This is a genomic window from Phocaeicola sp. RTP21198st1_B8_RTP21198_201120, from assembly GCF_040929485.1.
In the GTDB taxonomy this organism is placed as follows: domain Bacteria; phylum Bacteroidota; class Bacteroidia; order Bacteroidales; family Bacteroidaceae; genus Phocaeicola; species Phocaeicola dorei.
In genome coordinates this window covers 1,153-1,384 of sequence record NZ_JBCOCI010000357.1, presented here as the reverse complement: position 1 = coordinate 1,384, position 232 = coordinate 1,153, and the positions used below count along the sequence as shown (strand labels likewise).

Genomic DNA, 232 nt, shown 5'->3' with positions numbered 1-232 from the left:
AGGAAGCGAGTATCTCCCGGTTCATCAATTTGTACTTTACGCATCATCTGACGAACGATAATCTCAAAGTGCTTATCATTGATCTTCACACCCTGCAAGCGGTATACATCCTGAACTTCATTCACGATATATTCCTGTACAGCTGTAGGACCCTTGATTGCCAAGATATCTGCCGGAGTAGTAGCACCGTCAGACAACGGAGTACCATCACTTACATAGTCATTTTCCTGTA

General features: G+C 43.5%; 1 protein-coding gene. It reads right to left on the bottom strand.

Annotated elements, in window-relative coordinates:
* On the bottom strand, positions 1-232 hold a 232-nt coding region (locus AB5935_RS26270), incomplete at both ends, for a hypothetical protein (RefSeq protein WP_368327900.1).